This is a genomic window from Allobosea sp. NPDC003192 (genome assembly GCF_050275675.1).
Taxonomy (GTDB): Bacteria; Pseudomonadota; Alphaproteobacteria; order Rhizobiales; family Beijerinckiaceae; genus Allobosea.
The window spans coordinates 547364-566661 of record NZ_JBNNPK010000001.1 but is presented as its reverse complement, the minus strand read 5'-3'; the positions used below and the strand labels follow the sequence as shown (position 1 = coordinate 566661).

The window sequence follows — 19298 nt, the reverse complement described above, 5'->3', positions numbered from 1 at the left end:
GGAGTTCAATCACGCCATGGTCGGGCGTACTGTCGAAGTGCTGCTCGAGCGGACCGGCCGCCATCCCGGCCAGCTCGCCGGCAAGACGCCCTATGCGGGCTTTCCAGGACGCCAGATGGGCATGTGACCGAAACGAAAAAGCCGCCCTGAGACAGGGCGGCTTTTCGACAGGAAATCCAATCAGTTAGGCAGTTGGCCTCACTTGATCTTGGTTTCCTTGAACTCGACGTGCTTGCGCGCGACCGGGTCGTACTTCTTCTTCGACATCTTCTCGGTCATGGTACGCGAGTTCTTCTTGGTCACGTAGAAGTACCCGGTGTCCGCGGTCGAGATGAGCTTGATCTTGATGGTCACGGCCTTGGCCATGGCGGAGCCCTCGAACAGATGGGGCCGCCTGGGCCCGCGCAAAAAACAAAACGGCCGGGCGAGCCCGGCAATCCGATGGGCGTCGGAATGCCGTATCGGCGTCGGCAAGTCAAGGAATATCGGGCGCAGGTCCAGATTTTCCGCCGCCCGTTTGCGTCAGAGCAGCTCGCGCACGAAGCTGCCACGCTTCTCCCAATAGAACGGAACCGGCAGATACTGGGCGAATCCGGCCTTCAGGCGCTCCTCAACCTCGGCGATGATCACCTTGGTGATGGTCGGCAGGTCGAGTTCGCGCGCCTCGTCGAAGGTGACGGAAACAAGATCGACGAGTTCCGAATCGGGACCGATCACGCCCTCGACCTTGCCGGCGACGGCGCGGGCGTCGACGGCGAAGAATCGGGTGTCGAAGCGCTTGGGCCGGCGTGGCGGGGTGATGGCGCGGGCGACGAAGGTGACGGCGCCGAGATCGGGGAAGACGCCCTTGGCGGCGAAGTCGGCCCAGACGCCCTCTGGCGCGCTCTCAGGCGAGCCGTAATCGGCGCTGCCGAAGATGAGGCCGGTCTCTTCGAAGGTCTCGCGGATCGCAGCCAGCGCCAGCGCCCGGCCGCGTTGGACGCTCGGGCGCACGCAGCGGGCGAGCAGGCGCTGCTCGCAAGGGGCGGAGAGGGCGCCGGTCGCGGCCATGCGGCGGTCGCCGGCCTCGATGCGCCCCCCCGGGAAGACGTATTTGCCCGGCATGAATTTGTGGCCGGGATGGCGCTTGCCCATCAGCACCCTGGGCTTCTTGCCGGAATGGTCGAGGATCAGCATGGTCGCGGCGTCGCGCGGGCGCAGGTTGACGTTGGTGCGCGCCCGCTCGGCCTGGGTCAGGGTGACGGTATGGTCGCTCATCGGCCCCCCACGGCCTTCATCGCGGGCTGACGCTCGGGCTTGGGCATGGCGCCGCCGAAGCCGTGCATGCGCAAGGCCCATTGCAGGCCGATGACCGCGCCCTTGGCCGGCTGCATCAGCGCCAGGCTGAGGAAGACGGTCAGCGGCAGCCAGACCCAGAGATGCAGGGCGATCGACCAGTTGGCGTATTTCTCCGCCAGCAGGATGCCGCCGACGACGACATGGCCGACGATGGTGATGACGATATAGGGCGGCAGATCGTCGGCACGCTGGTGGTGCAGGCTCTCGCCGCAGGCCTCGCAGGAATCGACCGGTTTCAGGAAGCCGCGGAAGAGCTTGCCTTGGCCGCAGTTCGGGCAACGGCCGAAAAGGCCGCGACGCATGGCCTGACGCCAGTCGCGAGCCTGGACCGGCTTGGGTTGGTGACAATGTATGGACATGGGATGTCTTCGTTGTGCAGGGCGTCAGCGCTTGCGGCCCGATCGTTTGGGTGGGGGGCGGCCCTGCTTTCGCCCCATAGGTAAAGCAGGCCGTGACCTTTTGCCAGAGCGGTCGGATGTCGCGGGCCTGCCGTCTGTGAGCAACTCGAATCTGAGCGCTCCTGCGACCGGCGCCGCCTCGACCAGTTTGACATGGACACGGTCGCCGAGACGCCAGCTTTCGCCGGTGCGGTCGCCGACCAGCGCGTGGGCGCGCTCGTCATGGCGGTAGTAGTCGGCGCCCAGGGTCGAGGCCGGGATGAAGCCGTCGGCGCCGGTGTCGTCGAGCTTGACGAAAAGGCCGGCGCGGTTGAGCCCGGCGATGCGCCCGTCGAAGCTCGAACCGATCTGGTCGGCGAGGAAATGCGCGATCAGTCGGTCGGTGGTCTCGCGCTCGGCCGCCATGGCGCGCCGCTCGGCCGCCGAGATCCTCGTCGCGACCTCGCGCAGCTCGGCGAGCGTCACCGATTTCGGCAGGCCGTCATCGCCGAGCTTGAGGGCTGAGATGAGCGCCCGATGCACGATCAGGTCGGCATAGCGGCGGATCGGCGAGGTGAAATGGGCGTAGCGGCGCAGATTGAGGCCGAAATGCCCGTAATTCTCGGCGACGTACTCGGCCTGCGCCTGGGTGCGCAGCACGACCTCGTTCATCAAGAGCTCGTTTTCCGAGCCCTTGATCATGGCGAGGATCCGGTTGAACAGCACGGGTCTGAGCGCGGCGTCCTTGGGCAGCTTGATGCCGATCGAGGCCAGTACCTCTCCGAGCGCTCGCATCTTTTCGAGCGAAGGCTCGTCATGGCAACGATAGATCAGCGGGCTCTTTGCCTTCTCCAGACTCTCGGCCGCGGCGACATTGGCGAGGATCATGAACTCCTCGATCAGCCGATGCGCGGCGAGCCGCTCCGGCACGATCACGCGGGTGACCTTGCCGTCGGCATCGAGGACGAGCTTGCGCTCGGGCAGATCGAGATCGAGCGGCTGGCGGGCGTCGCGGGCGCGGGCGGCCGAACCGTAGGCGGCCCAGAGCGGCATCAGGATGCTCTGCCGGATTGGGCCGGTCAGATCGTCAGTCTTGCCGTCGATCGCCGCCTGGGCCTGCTGGTAGGAGAGCTTGGCCGCCGAGCGCATCATGATGCGGTGGAAGGAATGACTCTTCTTGCTGCCGTCGGCCTTGAGGATCAGGCGGACGGCTAGCGCCGGCCGGTCCTCGCCGCCGCGCAGCGAGCAGAGATCGTTCGAGATCCGCTCCGGCAGCATCGGCACGACGCGGTCGGGGAAATAGACCGAATTGCCGCGCTCCAGCGCCTCGCGGTCGAGCGCCGAGCCGGGGCGGACGTAAGACGCGACATCGGCGATGGCGACGGTGACGATATGGCCGCCGGGATTGTCGGGGTCGTCGTCCGGCGCAGCATGGACGGCGTCGTCATGGTCCTTGGCGTCGGCCGGGTCGATGGTGATCAGCGGCAGCGTCCGCCAATCCTCGCGGGCGGCAAGCGTCGCGGGCCTGGCGGCCTCCGCCTCGGCGAGCGTCGCCGGCTGGAACTCGTTCGGGATGCCGTGGGCGTGGATTGCGATCAGCGAGACCGCGCGCTCCGATTTCAGCGAGCCGAGCCGCTCGCGCACTCTCGCCTGAGGTGGCCCGAACCGGCTTTCGCGAGCGAGGGAGACCGAGACGAGATCGCCGTCCTCCGCGTTGCCGGTCTGCCCCTTCGGGATCAGTGCCTCGCGCCCCTGCGCCTTCTTGTCGACGGGAACGAGCCGGCCCGAGCCATCGGGCAAAGCGCGGAAGATGCCGAGCACCTGCGCCTTGGCCTTGCCCATCACCTTGAGGGTGCGGCCGGACCATTGATAGCCGTCGACGCCGCGCAGTTTGGTCAGCTTGAGCAGGACATGGTCGCCGATGCCGGGAGCGGCGGCGGTCGGTGTCTTGGGCTTGCGGCGGAATTCGCGCTGGCGTTCGAGCAGGATCTTCGGCGCCTCGCCCTGATCGTCCTCGTTCCATTCGAGCGGGGCGGCGACGAGATCGCCCTCGCGGTCGCGCGACTTCACCTCGCAGAGCAGGACAGCGGGGAGGGCGGCGTGCGGCTTGACCGGACCCGAGCCGCCATTCTCTTCCAGCTCGAGCTCGCGCAGCAGGCGCTTCAGCCAGATCTTGCCGCCGGCGTCGAGCTGGAAGGCCTTGGCGATGTCGCGCCGGCCGGGCTCGCGGCCGGCGGCGCGCTCCTCCTCGATGAAGGCGAGGATGGCGTCACGGGAGAGGTCGGCGTCGGGACGGGGCAAGGGCGCGGGCCTCGTCAGCTGCGGCTGGGCGCGAAGATCATGGCTGGTTTCTGCCACGCCGTAACCGGACGCGCCAGAACGGCCTGTGCAGAACTACTGCCCGAAAAGGAGAAGGGCTGCCCTTGCGGGCAGCCCTTCCATTGCCGAACCGCAGCCCCGGTAACAGGGCTAAGCGTCACGGAAACTCACGCGCAACCGAACCCCTCATGGGACGAGTCCAGGCCATGCGCCCCCCGCGACAGCGGTTGATGACAATGAGACACTGGATCACCTCCTTTCAGTTGTTACCGACAAGGAGAGGCTAGGGTGATTCCAAGCGCGACGTAAACGGTAAAGATTCGGCGGCTCACAGATGGTGTTGCTGCAATAAAATCAGGCAGTAAGCCGCAGTCGAGCCGACTTGCCTAATTCGTGAGCGGTTATTCTGCCTATTTCGTGGTCTTCCAAGGTCTCGGCGCATGTTCCTTGCGCCGGATCGCAGCCTGTCGGCAGGAAATCGCTTCAAAAGTCGTACTGAACACGGCTTGTTGTGCTGTCCCGATCGCTCGGCGCGAGGTTGGCACGTCGCTTGCGATCTTCCCCGCCAGCCGGAACGGCAGCTGGCGCCCGGCAAGGGCGCGGTCAACAGGGACCTCAGGGGACATCGCAGTGAAACTCACTCGTCGCACGGTCATCGGCGCCGCCTTCGCGGGCGCCACGGTTCTCTCCTCGCTGCTGCCGGCGGCGGCGCAAGAGACGATCAAGGTCGGCATCCTGCACTCGCTCTCCGGCACGATGGCGATCTCGGAGACGACGCTGAAGGACGTCATGCTCATGCTCATCGATGAGCAGAACAAGAAGGGCGGCGTGCTCGGCAAGAAGCTCGAGGCGGTGGTGGTCGATCCGGCCTCGAACTGGCCGCTCTTCGCCGAGAAGGCGCGCGAGCTGATCGTCAAGGACAAGGTCGCGGCCGTGTTCGGCTGCTGGACCTCGGTCTCGCGCAAGTCAGTGCTCCCGGTGTTCAAGGAGCTGAACTCGATTCTGTTCTATCCCGTCCAGTACGAGGGCGAGGAGAGCGAACGCAACGTCTTCTATACCGGCGCCGCCCCGAACCAGCAGGCTATTCCCGCCGTCGACTATCTCGCCAAGGAAGAGAAGGTCGAGCGCTGGGTGCTCGCCGGCACCGACTATGTCTATCCGCGCACGACCAACAAGATCCTGGAGGCCTATCTTCTCGCCAAGGGCGTGAAGAAGGAGGACATCCTGATCAACTACACGCCGTTCGGCCATTCCGACTGGCAGACCATCGTCTCCGACATCAAGAAGTTCGGCACCGCCGGCAAGAAGACCGCCGTGGTCTCGACCATCAACGGCGACGCCAACGTTCCCTTCTACAAGGAGCTCGGTAACCAGGGCATCAAGGCGACCGACATCCCGGTCGTCGCCTTCTCGGTCGGCGAGGAAGAGCTCGCCGGCATCGACACCAAGCCGCTGGTCGGGCATCTCGCCGCCTGGAACTACTTCCAGTCGGTCAAGACGCCGGAGAACGAGGCCTTCATCAAGCAGTGGAAGGCCTTCAAGAAGAACGACAAGGCCGTGACCAACGACCCGATGGAAGCCCATGTCATCGGCTTCGCCATGTGGGTGAAGGCGGTCGAGAAGGCCAAGTCCACCGATCCGGACAAGGTCATCGACGCGCTGCCCGGCATCGAGGCCCCGAACCTGACCGGCGGTGTCTCGAAGATGCTGCCGAACCACCACATCACCAAGCCGGTGCTGATCGGCGAGATCAAGGCCGACGGCCAGTTCGACGTGGTCTCGAAGACCGGTCTCGTCGCCGGCGACGCCTGGTCGAAGGAGCTCGACGGCTCCAAGGATCTGGTCGGCGACTGGGTCGAGAAGAAGTGCGGCAACTTCAACGTCAAGACCGGCAAGTGCGGCGGCGCCTGAGTTAAGAGGGGGAAGGGCGGCACGGTCGATCAACGCCCGGCCGCCCTTCGAATTGCCTGAGCATTCCGCCGGATCGGCCGGCGGCATGCGGACAGTCGACCAGCCAATCGAAGCGAGACATGCGGATTCTCCCCAGCCTCCTGCGCACGCTTGCGCTCGCGATGACGCTCGCCTTCGCGCCGGCCATCGTGTTCGCGCAGAGCGCCGACGACGCCTTCGCGCGGCTCAACGCCGACAGCTTCTCGGACACGGCGCGCGCCATCGACATCCTCGTCCAGAGCGCCCATCCGAATGCGGCCGTGATCATCGAGGCGCTGGCCGATGGCCGGCTGCTCGCCGGCGGCGGAGCGGTCGCTGTGAAGACCAAGGAAGGCGGCTTCGTCGACGCCAGGACCGGGCAGGCACTCGCCGCCGCGTCGGCCGGGCTCAACCCGGTCAGGCTGAACAACAATGTGCGGCGGGTGATCCAGGGCGCTCTTGGCAGCCTCGGGCTGATCAACCCCGATCCGGCCAAGCGCGTCGCTGCAGCAGAAGCCGTGTTCCGGGCGCGTGACGTTTCGGTGCTGCCGGTCCTCGAAGCCGCCATCGCCAAGGAAACCAACGACCGGGCGCGCCGGGCGCTGCGCGAGGCGCAGGCTGCGATCCTGATCATCAAGACCGACGCCCCGCCCTTCGACCGCATCGCCGCCGTCGACGTGCTGCGCGAGCGCGGCGACCAGGATGCGCTGGCGACGCTGCGAGCCCTGCCGGGTGATGCGACGCCCGGCCTCAAGGAAGCGCAGGCGCGCGCCATCTCCGACATCGAGGGCAAGCTCGCTCTGTGGCGGGCCGGGCAGAATCTCTGGTACGGGCTTTCGCTCGGCTCGGTGCTGCTGCTCGCCGCGATCGGCCTCGCCATCACCTTCGGTGTGATGGGCGTGATCAACATGGCGCATGGCGAGATGGTGATGCTCGGCGCCTACACCACCTTCGTGGTGCAGGAGCTGATCCGGGCGAACGCGCCCTATCTGTTCGACTGGTCGTTGGCGATCGCGCTGCCGGCCGCCTTCATCGTCGCCGGCGCGGTCGGCATCGCGATCGAGCGCGGCGTCATCCGCTTCCTCTATGGCCGGCCGCTGGAGACGCTGCTCGCGACCTGGGGCATCAGCCTGATCCTGCAGCAGGCGGTGCGCACCGCCTTCGGGCCGACCAATCGCGAGGTCGGCGCGCCCAGCTTCATGTCCGGTGCTTTCGAGCTTGGCGGCTTGGCCATCACCTGGAACCGACTCTGGATCATCGTCTTCGCCGCGCTGGTCTTCGCGGCGCTGCTGGCGATCCTGAAGCTGACGCCGATGGGCCTTCAGATGCGCGCCGTCACCCAGAACCGGCGCATGGCCTCGGCGATGGGCATCCGCACCGGCCGCATCGACGCGCTGACCTTCGGGCTCGGCTCAGGGGTGGCGGGCCTCGCCGGCGTCGCGCTCTCGCAGATCGACAATGTCAGCCCCAATCTCGGCCAGAGCTACATCATCGACAGCTTCATGGTCGTGGTCTTCGGTGGCGTCGGCAATCTCTGGGGCACGCTCATCAGCGCCATGAGCCTCGGCGTCGCCAACAAGCTATTGGAGCCCTATGCCGGCGCCGTGCTCGGCAAGATCGCGCTGCTCGTCTTCATCATCCTGTTCATCCAGAAGCGCCCGCGCGGCCTGTTCGCGCTGAAGGGCAGGGCGGTGGAAGCATGATCACGCGCTTCCTGCTCTCGAACATGGACAGGCGGGGCTACGCCTTCCTCGCCAGCGTCGCGGCGATCGGCCTGCTGGTGCCGCTGGCGAACCTCTTGATGCCGGCCGGCTCGCCCCTGCATGTCTCGACCGCGACCATGTCGCTTTGGGGCAAATATCTCTGCTACGCGCTGCTGGCGATCTCGCTCGACCTGGTCTGGGGCTATTGCGGCATCCTCTCGCTCGGCCACGGCGCCTTCTTCGCGCTCGGCGGCTATGCGATGGGCATGTACCTGATGCGCCAGATCGGCTCGCGCGGCGTCTATGGCAATCCGATCCTGCCTGACTTCATGGTCTTCCTGAACTGGCAGGAGCTGCCCTGGTACTGGTACGGCTTCTCGTCCTTCCCCTTCGCGATGCTGATGGTGTTGGCTGTCCCCGGCCTGCTCGCCTTCGTCTTCGGCTGGTTCGCCTTCCGCAGCCGCGTCACCGGCGTCTATCTCTCGATCATCACCCAGGCGCTGACCTATGCGCTGCTGCTCGCCTTCTTCCGCAACGACATGGGCTTCGGCGGCAATAACGGCCTGACAGACTTCAAGGACATCCTCGGCTTCAACGTGCAAGCGCAGGGCACGCGCGCGGCGCTGTTCGCGATGACCTGCACCATGCTGATCTCGGGCTTCCTGATCGCCCGCGGCATCGTCACCTCCAAGCTCGGCAAGGTGGTGATCGCCATCCGCGACGCGGAATCGCGCACGCGCTTCCTCGGCTACCGGGTCGATCGCTTCAAGCTCTTCGTCTTCACCGTCTCGGCCTGCATGGCCGGCGTCGCCGGCGCGCTCTATGTGCCGCAGGTCGGCATCATCAACCCGAGCGAATTCGCCCCGGCCAACTCCATCGAGACCGTGATCTGGGTCGCTGTCGGCGGTCGCGGCTCGCTGGTCGGTGCGGCGCTCGGGGCCGTCGTGGTCAACTGGGCCAAGACGATGTTCACCTCCGGCTTCATGGCGCCGTACTGGCTGTTCGCACTGGGCGCGCTCTTCGTCTTCGTCACCCTGTTCATGCCGAAGGGCATTCTCGGCACCGTGCAGGGCTGGTGGGAGAAGCGCCGCAAGCCCGAAGCGATGCCGGCGGCCGAGCCGGCCCCGGCGGAGTGAATTAGATGAATGCTCCCACACCCGGTGCTCTCACTTCCTCGCTGCTCTATCTCGACGGCGTCAGCGTCTCCTTCGACGGCTTCAAGGCGATCCGCGGCCTGTCTCTGACGATCGAGCCCGGCGAGATGCGCGCCATCATCGGCCCGAACGGCGCCGGCAAGACGACGATGATGGACATCATCACCGGCAAGACCCGGCCGGACGAAGGCACGGTGATGTTCGGCGGCTCGGTCGATCTGACCCGGCTCGACGAGGCGGCGATCGCCAATCTCGGCATCGGCCGCAAATTCCAGAAGCCGACCGTGTTCGACTTCCACACCATCGAGGACAACATCCTCCTGGCGCTGAAATCGAAGCGCACGGTGCTGAAGACGCTATTCTGGCAGACGGAAGGGCCGCAGCAGAAGCGGATCGACGAGATCCTCGGCATCATCAAGCTCGCCGACAAGCGCGATCGGCTCGCCGGCTCGCTCTCCCATGGCCAGAAGCAGTGGCTCGAGATCGGCATGCTGCTGGCGCAGGACCCCAAGCTCCTGCTCGTCGACGAACCGGCTGCCGGGATGACCGATGGCGAGACCGCGCAGACCGCCGTGCTTCTCAAGGAGATCGCGAAAGATCATTCCGTGATCGTGGTCGAGCACGACATGGGCTTTATCCGCGAGCTCGGCGTGAAGGTCACGGTGCTGCACGAGGGCTCGGTGCTGGCCGAGGGCCCGCTCGACCAGGTCAGCGCCAATGAGCGCGTGGTCGAAGTCTATCTGGGGCGCTAATCATGCTGACTGTGGATGCCATCGATCTCCATTACGGCGCCGCGCAGGCACTCCGCCGCGTCTCGGTCAGCGCAGAGATCGGCAAGGTCACCTGCGTGATGGGCCGCAACGGCGTCGGCAAGACCTCGCTGATGCGCGCCATCGTCGGCCACCAGCCGATCTCGGGCGGGCATATCCGCCTCGACGGCGAGGACATCTCGGCGCTGCGCAGTGAGGACCGCGCCCGCGCCGGCATCGCCTATGTGCCGCAGGGCCGCGAGGTCTTCCCGCTGCTGACGGTGAAGGAAAACCTCGAAACCGGTTTTGCGCCCTTGCCCCGCAAGGAGCGCTTCATCCCGAACGAACTGTTCGACCTATTCCCCGTGCTGCAGTCCATGCTGGGCCGGCGCGGCGGAGACCTCTCGGGTGGCCAGCAGCAGCAGCTCGCGATCGCGCGGGCGCTGGTCACCCGACCCAGGCTGCTGGTGCTGGACGAGCCGACCGAGGGCATCCAGCCTTCGATCATCAAGGATATCGGCCGCGCCATCGACTACCTCCGCCAGAAGGGCGGCATGGCGATCGTGCTGGTCGAGCAGTATTTCGACTTCGCCCGCGACCTCGCCGACACGATGTTCGTGATGGATCGCGGCGAGGTCGTGCTGGCCGGGCCGATGGCGGAACTCGACGGGGCGCAGGTTCAGAGGTTGATCCAGGTTTAGCGTGCACGTCGTGCTCGGGCTTGACCCGAGCATCTCAGGCCGGAGGAGGCTCCCGCCCGCGCCTTCTTGTCATCAGATTCTCGGGTCTTTGCTGCGCTCCGCCCGAGAATGACGGGGAGTGGTCAAAACTCCAGCGGCGCGTTGTCGATGACCTCCTTCATCACGAAGAAGGTGCGGGTCTGGCGCACGCCGGGCAGAGCGAGCAGCGTCCTGGCGTGCAGCTTGTTGAAGTCGGCGAGGTCGCGGACGCGGATCTTGAGGAAATAGTCGAAATCGCCGGCGACGATGTGGCAGTCGAGCACGACCGGGAGCTGCTTCACCGCCTCCTCGAACAGGCCGAAGCTCTCCGGCGTCGAGCGGTCGAGCACCACGCCGACGATGGCGAGCGTGCCCTTCTCGACCTTGTGGGGATCGATCTGCGCGCGCACGCCGGTGACGTAGCCCTCGGCAAACAGGCGCTGGATGCGGCGATGGCAGGTGGCGGCGCTGGTGTTCACGCGCTTGGCGATCTCGGCATTGCCCATGCGCCCGTCCGCCTGCAGCAAACGCAGGATTCTGAGGTCGGTCCGGTCGAGTTCTGCCTCCATGAACGATTCTTCCGCTTTAGCTGCCATTGATGTCGCTAGAAGCTAGCAGATTGCCGCTCTAACGAAAGCAGAGAGAAAATCAGAAGCGAAGTTCGGGAGCACCTTTCAGGGACGTTTTGCTAGCGTTTGCGGGCCATTTAAGAAGGGAAACCCGCCATGCTCGCCAAGTTCGAACGCTATCCCCTGACCTTCGGGCCGTCGCCGATCGAGAAGCTGCCGCGCCTCTCCGCCCATCTCGGCGGCGGGGTCGAACTCTATGCCAAGCGCGAAGACTGCAATTCCGGTCTCGCCTTCGGCGGCAACAAGCTGCGCAAGCTCGAATACATCATCCCGGATGCGATCGCGTCGGGCGCCGACACGCTGGTCTCGATAGGCGGCGTGCAGTCGAACCATACCCGCATGGTCGCGGCGACTGCCGCCAAGATCGGCATGAAGTGCCGGCTGGTGCAGGAAAGCTGGGTGCCGCACGAGGATGCGGTCTATGACCGGGTCGGCAACATCCTGATGTCGCGGGTGATGGGTGCGCATGTCGAGCTGGTCGACGAGGGTTTCGACATCGGCATCCGCGCCAGCTGGGAGAAGGCGCTGGAGGATGTGAAGGCCAAGGGCGGCAAGCCCTATGCGATTCCGGCCGGCGCCTCCGTGCACAAATTCGGCGGGCTCGGCTATGTCGGCTTCGCCGAGGAGGTGAGGGCGCAGGAGGAAGAGCTTGGCTTCAAATTCGACTACATCGTCGTCTGCACCGTCACCGGCTCGACCCATGCCGGCATGGTCGTCGGCTTCGCCAAGGACGGTCGCCAGCGCAACGTCATCGGCATCGACGCCTCGTTCACCCCGGCGCAGACCAGGGCGCAGGTTCTCGATATCGCGCAGAAGACTTCCGAGCTGGTCGGCGGCAAGCAGATTACCGCCGACGACATCGTGCTGAACGAGGACTACGCCTATCCGGTCTATGGCGTGCCGTCGAAAGAGACGATCGAGGCGATCCGCCTCTCGGCCCGGCTCGAGGGGATGATGACCGACCCCGTCTATGAGGGGAAATCGATGCAGGGCATGATTGACCTGGTGAAGAAGGGCTTCTTCCCCGCGGGATCGAAGGTGCTCTACGCCCATCTCGGCGGCGTGCCGGCGATCAATGGATACAGCTACACCTTCCGCAACGGTTGAGCGCCATGGAGGCGCTCGTCCTCTGTGAGATCGCGGTGGGGCGCGAGGATTTGCGCGAGGCCCTGCTCGCGCGGGTCGGCCGGCTCGGCCTCGGCGGGCGGGCGAAGCTCAGCTTCGTCGCCCGCGACCGGAACGCACCTGGCAACGTGCTTCTCGCGGTCGGCTTCCCTGCATGGGCAACGGCCGAACTCTTCGCCGCCGAGGCGATCGGCGATGGGCTTGTTCCGGCCGAGGTCAGGCTGCTCGCGGTCGAGCCCACCTGGCAGGCAGAGCCGCTGCCGCTGATGTTCCCCTGACAGGGCTCGGCGCCGGGCCTTATGGCCTGGCGCCCGCCGCGTCCGGCAGGTCGCCGATGACCGTGCCCGCCGACTTCGGCTTGGTGAGCGGGGCGGGGGTCGGCTGGTTGCCGTAATGGATCAGGTCCTGGCCGGCATGGATGTCGCTCGCGACCTGGAGATCGAGGCGCTCGGCGTCGCGGCGGCGGACGTCCTCGACGATCTCGGCAGCTTCCTCCTCCGGCACGCCGAGCGCGCGCAGAACCTCGCCACCGAAGACCATGGCGGATTCGAAGGTCTCGCGGATCTGGTAGTCGACGCCGGCGCGGATCAGGTCCATCGAATGGCCACGGTCGAAGGCGCGCACGAACAGCTTGGCATGCGGGAACTCGGCCTGCGCCACCCGCACGATCGCATTGGCGGTCTCGCGCTTCTCGACGCAGACCAGGATCGCCTCGGCCTGATGGGCGCCCGAGGCGTGCAGGATGTCGGCGCGGGTGCCGTCGCCATAATAGACCTTGAAGCCGAAGGTCGCGGCGGCCTGGATCATCTCGACGTCGGTCTCGATCAGCGAGATGCTGCAGCCGCGGGCGAGCAGGGTCTGGCTCGCGACCTGACCGAAGCGGCCGAAGCCGACGACGAGGATGCGCCCCTTGAGGCCCTCGGCATGTTCGACACCATCCAGCGATTCCCGCTCGGGCGGCAGGAAGCGGTCGATGGCGAGCACGACCAGCGGCGTCAACGCCATGGACAGGATCACGATCGCGCTGGCGATGGCGTTGATGCGCGCATCGAAGATGCCCGCCGCGGCTGCGGCGCTGTAGAGCACGAAGGCGAATTCACCGCCCTGCGAGAACAGTGCAACGCGAGTGATCGCATTGCGCGTGCGGCTGCGAAACAGCTTGGCGACGATGAAGATGCCGGCCGCCTTGACCAGCATGAAGGCGGCGACGCCGAGCGCGACGGCCTGCCATTCCTGCGCGATCAGCTTGAGATCGAGCGACATGCCGACGGCGAGGAAGAACATGCCGAGCAGGAGGCCGCGGAACGGCTCGATGTCTGCTTCCAACTGATGGCGGAAAGTGGATTCCGAGAGCAGGACGCCGGCGAGGAAGGCGCCCATCGCCATGGAGAGGCCGCCTAGCTGCATCGCCAGCGCCGAGCCGAGCACGACGAGCAGCGCCGCGCCGGTCATGACCTCACGAGCCTGGGCATTGGCGAGCAATCGGAACATCGGGTTGAGCAGGTATTTGCCGGCGATGACGAGGCCGATGAGCGAGCCGGCGCCGATCAAGAGCGGCATGATCCCGCTGCTCTCGGCCGCCTTGGCCGGCGCCAGTACGGCGACGACGGCGAGCAGCGGCACGATGGCGAGATCTTCGAGCAGGAGGATCGAGACCGCCTGCTGTCCTTGCGGCGTCGAGGCCTCGCCGCGCTCGTTCAGCATCTGCATCACGACAGCGGTAGAGGAGAGCACGAAGCCCATGCCGGCGATGAAGGCTGCGGCGGGAGGCAACCCGGCGAGGATACCCACTCCGGTCAGGAGCGCGCCGCACAGCCCGACCTGGGCGACGCCGAGGCCGAAGATCTCGCCGCGCAGGTTCCAGAGCCGCGAGGGCTGCATCTCCAGCCCGATGATGAACAGGAACATGACGACGCCGAATTCGGCGACGTGGAGCACGCTTTCCGGATTGGAGAACAGGCCGATGCCGGAAGGGCCGATGACGAGGCCGCCAGCGAAATAGCCGAGCACCGAGCCGAGCTTCAGCCGCCGGAAGATAGGCACCGCGATGACGCCAGCCCCCAGAAGCCCGACCGCCTGAACCAGATCCTGAGAGAAACCCTCCGCCGCCATAACGCTCCCTTTGCCTGCCTTCGCTGTGGATATTTGTGCCTCCGAAACAGAAGGCGTCGACTGCGTTTAGGCAAGCTTTCGCTCGACCGCCAGAGCGCCCGGACAACACGATGCAGCTAGCGTGCCGGCCGGCGAACGCTTGCCGGCTGCTGTTTGCCGGGGCATGTAGCGTCGCCAAAGCCGGCTTCCCGCCGGCGGCAGGAGCGTTCGCGATGCAGCTTGGAGTGGTCGGCCTCGGCCGCATGGGAGCCAATATCGTCCGGCGGCTGCACCGCGCCGGGCACAATTGCGTGGTCTATGACCGCGACCCGAAGCCGGGCGAGGCGCTGGCGAAGGACGGCGCCGTCAATGTCGCCGACCTCAAGGAGATGGTGGCGAAGCTGCAGGCGCCGCGCGCGATCTGGATCATGCTGCCGGCTGGAGAGATCACCGAGAAGACGCTCGCTGACCTCGCGGCAATGATGAGCCCCGGCGATACGCTGATCGACGGCGGCAACGCCTTCTGGAAGGACGATGTCCGGCGCGGGCGCGAGCTCGAAGCCAAGGGCCTGCACTATCTCGACATCGGCACGTCGGGCGGCGTGCATGGGCTCGATCGCGGCTATTGCCTGATGATCGGCGGCGACAAGGCGACCTTCGACCGGCTGGAGCCGATCTTCAAGGCGCTGGCGCCGGGCAAGGGCGAGATCGAGCCGACCAAGCATCGCGAGGGGCGCAACCCGACGGCCGAGCAGGGCTATCTGCATTGCGGCCCGGCCGGCGCCGGCCATTTCGTCAAGATGATCCATAACGGCATCGAATACGGGATGATGCAGGCCTTCGCCGAGGGGTTCGATCTCCTGCGCAACGCCTCGGCCAAGGACGGGCTGCCGGAGGAATACGGCTTCGAGTTCGACGTCGCCGAGATCGCCGAGGTCTGGCGGCGCGGCTCGGTCGTGACCTCCTGGCTGCTCGACCTGACCGCAGAGGCGCTCGCTGCCGACGAGGAGCTCGGCGCCTATTCCGGCCATGTCTCGGATTCGGGCGAGGGACGCTGGACGGTGCAGGCGGCGATCGAGACCGCGACCCCGGCCGAGGTGCTGACCTCCTCGCTCTACACCCGCTTCCGCTCGCGCAAGGACCATACCTTCGCCGAAAAAATTCTCTCCGCCATGCGCGCCGGCTTCGGCGGCCATGTCGAGCCGAAGAAGCAGGGCTGACGCGAATGGTATCTGCCAATGACGCCGGGAAACCGGCGGTGATCGTCGTCATGGGGGTCGCGAGCTCCGGCAAGACCTCGCTCGGCGAGCGGCTGGCCGAGCGGCTGGGCTGGCCGTTCCGCGATGCCGACTCGTTCCATCCCCCTGAGAACGTTGCGAAGATGTCTTCAGGCATCCCGCTGACCGACGAGGACCGCAAGCCCTGGCTGGCGGCGATCGCGGCCTGGATCGACAAACTGCGCGCCAGCGGCGGCAACGGCATCGTCACCTGCTCGGCGCTGAAGAGGGCCTATCGCGAGGTGATCGTGGGAAAGCGGCCGGATGTGGCGCTGGTCTATCTCAAGGGGTCGCGCGAACTGATCGGTCAGCGCATGGCGGCGCGCCAGCACCATTTCATGCCGCCGGCACTGCTCGACAGCCAGTTCGCAACGCTCGAGGAGCCGGGCGCCGACGAGAACCCGCTCGTCGTCCAGGTCGAGGCGAGCAAGGAGGCGATCGTCGAGCAGGTGGTGCGGGAGCTGCGGCTCGGCTAACCGCCCGGCGGGGCGCTGTCCCACGAGGTCAGCGCCGCGATATCCTGGGCGCGATGGCGCGGCCTGAGCGAGGCCATGAGGAGCGCTATCCTGTGCCGGAGATATGCCAGGATCAGTGGCAGCAGTGGCGCCTGCGAGCGATCGGCTGTGTGCACGGATGTCTCTCCGCTCACATGAGACGGGCATATCCCGTCCGATTGGCAGCCTGCGCCCGTTAGGCGTTGCCTGCAAGCCTGCTCGGCTCCCTTCGTTCGATGTTGCGGACCTGCCCTAGTCGTCCGCCCACATCCGGATCAGGTTGGCGACTGATTTCGAGAGCAGGTCGAACTCGGCGCTCTTGCCTTCACGCGTGAACAGAGCGCGCCTGGCGCGGTCGAGATCGAACAGGATCTCGCGCTGGCCGCCATCGCGGATGAAGCTGCGCGCCCAGCCGACGGCGGCGAGGCGCTCGCCGGATGTCACCGGCGCGACATGGTGGAGGCTCGTCGACGGATAGGCGATCAGTGAGCCGGCGGGCAGTTTGATCCGCTCGTCGCCGGACGTGCTTTCGATCACCAGTTCGCCGCCCTCATAGCTCTCGGGAGCGGCGAGGAAGAGGGTGACGGAGACATCGGTGCGCAGGCCACCCATCAGCGCATCGTCGACATGGCTGCCATAGGCATGGCCGGGCTCGTAGCGGCTGAACAGCAGGGGTGTCAGCGCCTTCGGTCGGACTGCAGCAGCGAAGACCTCATTGGCGAGGATGCGTTCGGCGAGCTTCTGGCGCAGGGCCTCGCTGCGCGTGCCCGGCGCCGCCTGCCGGTTGTTCTTGACCAGCTTGGCATTCCAGCCGGCGGAGCTGCGGCCGTCCTCGAACCGGACCGCGGCGAGCTCGGCGCGGGCCTCGTCGACTTCGGCAGGGCTGAGGACATTGCCGATGGGCAGGATCATGGCGGGACCTTCATGAGGGTGCGCTCATCATGCGGCGGCGGTGCAGACACTGTCCATCACCAGTGCCTTCAAAGTTCTGCCTAAGCTTCTTTAGAATCAATAAAATCAAGCTTTCAGCCGTAGCTCTTTCCTTGACTGCCCGGGAATTCAGGCTCATGCCGCTGCGAGGATTGGAAGGCCATTTGACGGGCCAGGTCGAACCGACCCGATGACAGGAGGCCGCGATGAAGACCACCAGCAAACTCTGGCTCGGTCTCGGTACCGTCGTCGTCGCGGGGGCCGGTCTTGCCGGCGCCGATCTTGGCCAGGTCGCCGCGGCGCCGGGCTTGCACCAGACCGATAGCATCCAGCTCGCGCAGCATGCGGCGGGCGGCCATGGCGCGTCGGCCAAGCCTGCCAAGGGGCAAGGTGGTGAAGGCGGAGAGGGCGGCGAAGGCGGAAAGGCCGAAGCGCTCGCTCCGAACCTGAAGTTCGCGCGCTCCATCGCCCTGATCCGCGGCCACCTTCTGGTTGGCGACGAACTGGTGCGCGCAGGCCGTTTCGGCGAGGCTCTGCCGCATTTCCTGCACCCGGCCGAGGAGATCTATGGCGGCATCAAGGGCGATCTGGCCACCTATAAGGTTCGCCCCTTCGAGGCGGCGCTGAAGGCGCTGGTGCAGACGGTCAAGGCCAAGAAGAAGGAGGCCTATGACGGCGCACTCAAGCAGGTGCAGGAGAGGCTCGCCGAGGCCGATGTGGCCTTACGTGCGGCCGAGCAGAACTGGCCGCGCTTCTCGGTCGAGACCGCGCTGGAGACGCTGAAGGTCGCTGCCGACGAGTACGGCAACGCGATCGAGAAGGGCCGCATCGCCAAGGCGGTGGAATACCAGGACTCGCGTGGCTTCGTCTGGCAGGCCGAGGCGATGATCGAGGCCGTCGCTGCTGACCTGCAAGCGAAGAACGCCGATGCGCTCAAGGAGGTGCGCGGCGCGTTCGCAGGGCTGAAGAAAGCCTGGCCGACTGCCGTCGCGCCGAAGAAGCCGGTCAAGGACGCCAGCGACGTCCTCTCCGACATCGCCCGCGTCGAGCTGCAGGCCGGGAACTTCCTGCGCTGAGGCGACAGGCCTTGGCCGCCGCCAGCCCGGTCGAAGTGAATCCGGCGCCATCGCTGCCCAAGGCGTTCCTTGCCGGCATGTTGGCGGCCGCGATAGCGTTGATCGGCGGCTCGCAGGCGCAGGAGCCGGCACCGGGAGCGGGCGAAGGCGCTCTGGCGGCCCTGCGAACGCTCTATCGCCGGCCGGACGGCGTGCCGTTTCCCGAAGCCAATCCGCCGACGCCGGCGAAGCTCGCGCTTGGCAAAAGGCTGTTTTCCGATCCCGCCTTGTCGCTGAACGGCGCGGTCGCCTGCACGACCTGCCATGATCCGGCACTTGGTTTCACGGATGGCGTGCCGATCGGCCGCGGCGTCGCTGGGAAGCCGCTCGTCCGGCACACCCCGCATCTGTGGAACCTCGCCTGGGGCGCCGCCTTTTTCTGGGACGGACGGGCCCGGACGCTCGAGGAGCAGGTGCGCGGGCCGATCGAGGACCCGCTCGAAATGGGCGAGAACCTGTCCCGTCTCGCCAGCAAGCTCGCGCGCGACCGCTCCTATCGCAAGGCCTTTGCCGAGGCGTTCCCCGAGCATCCGCGGATCGGCTCGGAGCAGATCGCAGCCGCGCTCGCGACCCATGTCCGCAGCCTGGTCTCGCCGAAAACGCGTTTCGACGCCTGGGCCGATGGCAACGAGGCGGCGCTGAACGCCGAGGAGAAGGCAGGGTTCGCGCTGTTCAACGGCAAGGCCGGTTGCAGCAATTGCCATTCCGGCTGGGCCTTCACTGATAGGGCTTTCCACGATATCGGTTTAGCCAGCAGCGATCTCGGGCGCGGCAAGGTGATCGACCTGCCGGCGGCCGATCATGCCTTCCAGACGCCGTCGCTGCGCGAGCTCGCCTGGACCGCGCCCTATATGCATGATGGCTCGCTGGCGACGCTCGATGCGGTGCTCGACCACTATGACCATGGCGTCGTCAGGCGCCCGAGCCTGTCGCCCGATCTTAAGCGCGTCACGTTGACCGAGCCGGAGCGGGCGGCGCTGCTCGCCTTTCTAGCGAGCTTGTCGAGCGAGAATCCGCCGGTGCCGGCGCCCCTGGTCGCGGCGGGACCGGCGGCTGCGCCGGCTGCGCGCGAGGGCACGGTGATCTCGCAGAAGGACAAGCTGTTCCGGCCCTCGGCCGTGCGCGTGCATGTCGGGCAGAGGCTGACGATCGTCAACGACGATGTCCGCACTCACAATGTCAGGCTCGATACCGGGCCGCAGAAGTTCAATTCCGGCGCGCAGGAGCCGGGCCAGTCGGTGACACTGCCCTTCGCGCGGCCGGGGCGCTACGAGCTCTATTGCGGCATCCACCCGGCGATGCGGCTCGACGTCTCGGTCGAGCGCTAGCGAAATTCGCCCGCGCGGACT

18 protein-coding genes and 1 pseudogene are annotated in these 19298 nt (G+C 66.5%); 12 read left to right on the top strand and 7 right to left on the bottom strand.

Annotated elements, in window-relative coordinates:
• Positions 1 to 94, top strand: a pseudogene (locus ACQKLX_RS02710) (TRAM domain-containing protein); the annotation flags it as partial.
• 104 nt (positions 95 to 198) lie between these two features.
• On the opposite strand, the gene rpmG reads toward ACQKLX_RS02710, so the two are convergent.
• The 4 genes from rpmG to rnr form a co-directional block, all read right to left on the bottom strand.
• Positions 199 to 366, bottom strand: coding sequence for a 50S ribosomal protein L33 (gene rpmG / locus ACQKLX_RS02705; protein ID WP_091828458.1), 168 nt, complete (start codon positions 364 to 366; stop codon positions 199 to 201).
• Positions 367 to 522: 156 nt separating this feature from the next.
• A complete protein-coding gene (locus tag ACQKLX_RS02700; protein WP_427359249.1) occupies positions 523 to 1257 on the bottom strand; it encodes an NUDIX hydrolase in 735 nt (244 codons plus the stop codon).
• Entirely contained in the window at positions 1254 to 1697 is a 444-nt protein-coding gene (locus ACQKLX_RS02695) for a DUF983 domain-containing protein (RefSeq protein WP_427359247.1), read from the bottom strand. Before ACQKLX_RS02695 ends, ACQKLX_RS02700 begins: the two co-directional genes overlap by 4 nt.
• A 24-nt stretch (positions 1698 to 1721) precedes the next feature.
• Positions 1722 to 4016, bottom strand: a complete 2295-nt coding sequence (gene rnr / locus ACQKLX_RS02690; RefSeq protein ID WP_427359245.1) for a ribonuclease R — start codon at positions 4014 to 4016, stop codon at positions 1722 to 1724.
• 672 nt (positions 4017 to 4688) lie between these two features.
• Between rnr and urtA the strand changes: the two genes are divergently transcribed.
• The 5 genes from urtA to urtE all read left to right on the top strand — a co-directional run bounded on the left by urtA (position 4689) and on the right by urtE (position 10270).
• Positions 4689 to 5945, top strand: a complete 1257-nt coding sequence (gene urtA / locus ACQKLX_RS02685; protein WP_427359287.1) for an urea ABC transporter substrate-binding protein — start codon at positions 4689 to 4691, stop codon at positions 5943 to 5945.
• A 119-nt stretch (positions 5946 to 6064) separates the two neighbouring features.
• Entirely contained in the window at positions 6065 to 7666 is a 1602-nt protein-coding gene (gene urtB, locus ACQKLX_RS02680) for an urea ABC transporter permease subunit UrtB (RefSeq protein WP_427359243.1), read from the top strand.
• Positions 7663 to 8802, top strand: a complete 1140-nt coding sequence (gene urtC / locus ACQKLX_RS02675; RefSeq protein ID WP_427359241.1) for an urea ABC transporter permease subunit UrtC — start codon at positions 7663 to 7665, stop codon at positions 8800 to 8802. Before urtB ends, urtC begins: the two co-directional genes overlap by 4 nt.
• Before the next feature lie 5 nt (positions 8803 to 8807).
• Positions 8808 to 9572: an urea ABC transporter ATP-binding protein UrtD gene (gene urtD / locus ACQKLX_RS02670; RefSeq protein ID WP_427359239.1), complete on the top strand. Its 765-nt coding sequence runs from the start codon at positions 8808 to 8810 to the stop codon at positions 9570 to 9572.
• A gap of 2 nt (positions 9573 to 9574) precedes the next feature.
• Positions 9575 to 10270, top strand: a complete 696-nt coding sequence (gene urtE, locus ACQKLX_RS02665; protein ID WP_427359237.1) for an urea ABC transporter ATP-binding subunit UrtE — start codon at positions 9575 to 9577, stop codon at positions 10268 to 10270.
• A gap of 122 nt (positions 10271 to 10392) precedes the next feature.
• On the opposite strand, the gene ACQKLX_RS02660 is transcribed toward urtE, so the two are convergent.
• Entirely contained in the window at positions 10393 to 10857 is a 465-nt protein-coding gene (locus ACQKLX_RS02660; RefSeq protein WP_427359235.1) for an Lrp/AsnC family transcriptional regulator, read from the bottom strand.
• Between the two features lie 156 nt (positions 10858 to 11013).
• Between ACQKLX_RS02660 and ACQKLX_RS02655 the strand changes: the two genes are divergently transcribed.
• Both ACQKLX_RS02655 and ACQKLX_RS02650 read left to right on the top strand, forming a co-directional pair.
• Positions 11014 to 12024: a 1-aminocyclopropane-1-carboxylate deaminase gene (locus tag ACQKLX_RS02655; RefSeq protein ID WP_427359233.1), complete on the top strand. Its 1011-nt coding sequence runs from the start codon at positions 11014 to 11016 to the stop codon at positions 12022 to 12024.
• A 5-nt stretch (positions 12025 to 12029) separates the two neighbouring features.
• The gene (locus ACQKLX_RS02650; protein WP_427359231.1) at positions 12030 to 12320 is read left to right on the top strand and encodes a hypothetical protein; all 291 of its coding nucleotides are present in this window, start codon (positions 12030 to 12032) and stop codon (positions 12318 to 12320) included.
• A gap of 19 nt (positions 12321 to 12339) precedes the next feature.
• On the opposite strand, the gene ACQKLX_RS02645 is transcribed toward ACQKLX_RS02650, so the two are convergent.
• Positions 12340 to 14154: a monovalent cation:proton antiporter-2 (CPA2) family protein gene (locus ACQKLX_RS02645; RefSeq protein WP_427359229.1), complete on the bottom strand. Its 1815-nt coding sequence runs from the start codon at positions 14152 to 14154 to the stop codon at positions 12340 to 12342.
• 212 nt (positions 14155 to 14366) lie between these two features.
• Between ACQKLX_RS02645 and gnd the strand changes: the two genes are divergently transcribed.
• Together gnd and ACQKLX_RS02635 are read left to right on the top strand one after the other, a co-directional pair.
• Positions 14367 to 15353, top strand: coding sequence for a phosphogluconate dehydrogenase (NAD(+)-dependent, decarboxylating) (gene gnd, locus ACQKLX_RS02640; RefSeq protein WP_427359227.1), 987 nt, complete (start codon positions 14367 to 14369; stop codon positions 15351 to 15353).
• A gap of 5 nt (positions 15354 to 15358) precedes the next feature.
• Entirely contained in the window at positions 15359 to 15886 is a 528-nt protein-coding gene (locus ACQKLX_RS02635) for a gluconokinase (RefSeq protein ID WP_427359225.1), read from the top strand.
• A 270-nt stretch (positions 15887 to 16156) separates the two neighbouring features.
• Here the strand turns inward: ACQKLX_RS02635 and ACQKLX_RS02630 are convergent, their stop codons facing one another.
• Positions 16157 to 16816 carry a Fe2+-dependent dioxygenase gene (locus ACQKLX_RS02630; protein ID WP_427359223.1) on the bottom strand — a complete coding sequence of 220 codons (660 nt, stop codon included), beginning with the start codon at positions 16814 to 16816 and terminating at the stop codon, positions 16157 to 16159.
• A 224-nt stretch (positions 16817 to 17040) separates the two neighbouring features.
• On the opposite strand from ACQKLX_RS02630, the gene ACQKLX_RS02625 reads away from it, so the two are divergent.
• Positions 17041 to 17910: a hypothetical protein gene (locus ACQKLX_RS02625; protein ID WP_427359221.1), complete on the top strand. Its 870-nt coding sequence runs from the start codon at positions 17041 to 17043 to the stop codon at positions 17908 to 17910.
• Positions 17911 to 17921: 11 nt separating this feature from the next.
• Positions 17922 to 19277, top strand: a complete 1356-nt coding sequence (locus ACQKLX_RS02620) for a cytochrome c peroxidase (protein WP_427359219.1) — start codon at positions 17922 to 17924, stop codon at positions 19275 to 19277.
• Positions 19278 to 19298 lie beyond the last annotated feature (21 nt).